The following is a 4064-nucleotide window of genomic DNA, read 5'->3' as shown; positions in this document are numbered from 1 at the left end:
GGGGAGGGGTTGGCGTTGTTCGATCGGGCGTTGGCTTCGGGTGTGGGGCATTCGGTGCCGGTCGGGTTGGATCTGGTGGGGTTGCGTGAGGGTGGTGAGGTTCCGGCTCTGTTGCGGGGGCTGGTACGCAAACCCCCACGCCGCACCACCGGAGGCCGGGGAGAGGCACAGGGCTGGCGCGAGCGGTTCGCGGAGGCCGCCGCCGAGGACCGGGACGCGCTGCTGGTCGAGGTCGTCCGCGCTCAGGCCGCCCAGGTACTCGGGCACGGCGGAGAAGGCGCCGTCGCGGCCGACCGGGCGTTCAAGGACCTCGGCTTCGACTCACTGACCGCGGTCGAACTGCGCAACCGGCTGGACGAGATCACCGGGGTGCGGCTGCCCGTGACCCTGGTGTTCGACTACCCGACGCCGGCCTCCCTGGCCGCTCACCTCAAGTCGGTCCTGGAGGGTGCGGCATCCGGTACGGACCTCGCCGTGCGACCGGTGTCGACGTCCGACGAGCCGATCGCGATCGTCGGCATGAGCTGCCGGTTCCCCGGTGGTGTGACGTCTCCCGAGGACCTGTGGTCCATGCTCGACAGCGGGGGCGAGGGTCTTGGCGACTTCCCCACCGACCGGGGCTGGGCCCTGGACGGACTGTTCGACCCGACCGGGGAGCGGCTCGGAAGCTCGCTGGTGGACAAGGGCGGGTTCCTCGACGGGATCGCCGACTTCGACGCCGGGTTCTTCGGCGTGGCGCCGCGCGAGGCCGTCGCCATGGACCCCCAGCACCGGCTGCTGCTGGAGCTCTCCTGGGAGGCGATCGAGCGGGCCGGCATCGACGCGACCGCTCTGCGGGGCAGCCGCACGGGCGTGTTCTCAGGTCTGATGTACCACGACTACTCGGCCCGGCTGACCTCTGTTCCGGAGAACATCGCCGGCTTCCTCAGCAGCGGCAACGCGGGAAGCGTCGCGACCGGCCGGGTGGCCTACACCCTCGGCTTCGAGGGGCCCGCGGTCACCGTCGACACGGCGTGCTCGTCCTCCCTGGTGGCCCTGGACATGGCGGTCAGCGCCCTTCAGCGCGGTGAGTGCGACCTCGCCCTCGCGGGCGGGGTGACCGTCATGGCGACACCGACGATCTTCGCCGAGTTCACCCGGCAGCGCGGGCTCGCCGCCGATGGCCGCTGCAAGGCGTTCTCGACGGCCGCGGACGGCATGGGAGTGTCCGAGGGCGCCGGCGTCCTGCTGGTGGAGCGGCTCTCCGACGCGCGCCGCAACGGTCACCGGGTGCTCGCCGTCGTACGGGGCTCGGCGGTGAACCAGGACGGCGCGTCCAACGGACTGACCGCGCCGAACGGGCCCTCGCAGCAACGTGTGATCCGTCAGGCGCTGGCCAACGCGGGGGTCGCGTCGAGCGACGTGGACGTCGTGGAGGCGCACGGCACGGGGACGTCGCTGGGTGACCCGATCGAGGCCCAGGCGCTGCTCGCCACCTACGGCCAGGACCGCCCGGAGGGCCGGCCCGTGCTCCTGGGCTCGGTGAAGTCGAACATCGGGCACACCCAGGCGGCGGCCGGTGTGGCCGGTGTGATCAAGATGGTCCTGGCGCTGCGGCACGGCACGGTCCCCGCGACCCTGCACGTGGAGGAGCCCAGCAAGCACGTCGACTGGTCGGCCGGTGCCGTCGAGCTGGCGACCGAGGCGCGTGACTGGCCGGGGACGGCCGAGCGGCCGCGCCGCGCGGCGGTGTCGTCGTTCGGGATCAGCGGCACCAACGCCCACGTCATCCTGGAACAGGCCCCGGACGAAGAGGCGTACGACGAACCGGTGGTGGCGGGCGGGGTCCTGCCCTGGGTGCTCTCCGCCAAGACGCCCGGCGCCCTGCGCGGCCAGGCCGAACGACTGCGCGACTACGCGGCCGGGGGCGTCGACGTGGCGGCCACGGCGGCGGCCCTGACCGGGACCCGGGCGGTGTTCGACCACCGGGCGGTGGTACTGGCACCGGACTCTCCCGGATTCGCCGAACGGCTCGGCGACCTCCTCCGGCAGGAGCCGTACCCGCCGGAGGTGATCTCCGGCACGGTCCGCCCCGGCGCACGGGTGGCGTTCGTCTTCCCCGGGCAGGGCGCCCAGTGGACGGGCATGGCGCTCGGGCTGCTGGACTCCTCGCCGGTGTTCGCCGAAGCGATGGCCCACTGTGGGACGGAACTCTCCGCCTTCGTCGGGTGGGACCTGTTCGAGGCGCTGCGGGACGAAGAGGTGCTGCGGCGGGTCGACGTGGTGCAGCCCGTGCTGTGGGCTGTCATGGTCTCGCTCGCCCAGGTGTGGCGCGCGGCCGGCATCACCCCCTCGGTGGTGGTGGGCCACTCGCAGGGTGAGATCGCCGCCGCCCACGTCGCGGGCGTGCTCTCGCTGTCGGAGGCGGCGCGGATCGTCGTGACCCGCAGCGCGGTGATCGCGGACGGGCTGGCCGGCCGCGGTGGCATGGCGTCGCTCGCGGTATCCGCCGAACGCGCCGAGGAGCTGATCGAGAGCTACGCGGGCGAACCGGGAACGGTCACCGTGGCCGCGGTCAACGGGCCGTCGGCCGTGGTCCTCGCCGGTGACGAGGAGCCGCTGCTGAACGTCCTCGAAGGGTGCAAGGCGGAAGGCGCCCGCGCACGGCGCATCCCGGTGAACTACCCGTCGCACTCCCCGCAGGTCGAACTCCTGCGGGACAGGCTGGCCGACGAACTCGGTGAGGTCATCGCCGGCCACGCACAGATCCTCTGGCACTCCACGGTCACCGGGGAGCCGATGGAGGGCCCCGAGGCCGGCGCCGCCTACTGGTACCGCAACCTCCGCAAGCCCGTACGGTTCGCCGACGTGGTGGCCACGCTGGTGGAACAGGGCGTGGACACGTTCGTCGAGGTGAGCCCGCACCCCGTGGTGGCGGCCGCGGTCGAGGACATCGCGCTCGCCGCCGGTGCGGACGAGGTGGTCGCCGTGGGCTCGCTGCGGCGCGAACAGGACGAGCCCGGTGCGCTGCTGCGATCGGCGGCCACCCTCTGGACCCGGGGCCTGGGGGTGGACTGGTCCGCTCTGGCACCCGTCTCCCCGCGACCGGTGGACCTGCCGACGTACGCCTTCCAGCGCGAGCGGTACTGGCTCCAGGCCCCGCCGACGTCCGGCGACGTGCGTGACGCCGGTCTCGAACCCACCGACCACCGTCTGCTGACGGCCGCGGTCACCCCCGCCGGCACCGACACGGTCCTGTTCACCGGGCGGCTCGCGGCCGCCGACGGATCCCACCGTGCCGAACACACCGTGCAGGGCACCGCTCTGCTGCCGGGAGGGGACCTGCTCGGCTGGGCGCTGCACACGGCCCGGCACCTCGGCTGCGGTACGGTCGCGCACCTCGAGGTGGAGAACCCGCTCACCCTGGAGGCGGCGGGCGCCGTCCGGGTGCAGGTGATGGCCGGCGCCCCGGACGACCAGGGCCGCCGGGAACTGACCGTCCACGCGCAGCCGGAGGACCTCCCCGAAGCCGGATGGACGCGGCTGGCCCAGGGGCTGCTCGACCCCGCGGAGGCCCGGCCGGACCAGGAGGCCTTCACCGAACTGGCGGGGGAGTGGCCGCCGTCCGGAGCCACGGCCGTCGACGTCGAGTACTTCTACGACGAGCTGTTCGAACGCGGTCACGCCTACGGCCCGGAGCACCAAGGGCTGCGGGCGGCCTGGCACCGTGACGACGAGGTGTTCGCCGACGTCCTGCTCCCCGAGGAGGCCGTGGACGGAGCCGATCCGGAGTCCGTGCTGCTCGACGCGGTCTGGCACGCCTGGCTCCAGCGCCTGGCACCGGCCGGGCCGCTGCTCCCGGCCTCGTGGTCGGGGGTCCGGCAGTGGGCCACCGGTGCCCGGTCGGTGCGGGTCCGCCTGACACCGGCCGGCGAGAACACCGTGCGGGTCAGGGTCGCCGACGACCTCGGCGTCCCCGTGCTGGCCATCGACGAGTTGGTGTTGCGGTCGGTGTCGGTGGGTTCGTTGGTGGGTGGGCCGTTGTATGGGGTGGGTTGGGAGCGGTGGGTGCCTGTGGTGTCGGG

1 protein-coding gene is annotated in these 4064 nt (G+C 73.4%); it reads left to right on the top strand.

Annotated features, from left to right (window positions below; translation table 11 throughout):
- Positions 1 to 111 precede the first annotated feature (111 nt).
- The coding region (locus ACFVS9_RS34065) for a beta-ketoacyl synthase N-terminal-like domain-containing protein (protein ID WP_389938880.1) at positions 112 to 4064 on the top strand (3953 nt) is incomplete at its 3' end.

Source organism: Streptomyces sp. NPDC058008, from assembly GCF_042886395.1.
Taxonomy (GTDB): Bacteria; Actinomycetota; Actinomycetes; order Streptomycetales; family Streptomycetaceae; genus Streptomyces.
The sequence above is the reverse complement of the archived record's forward strand: the minus strand, read 5'-3'. Positions and strand labels throughout refer to the sequence as shown.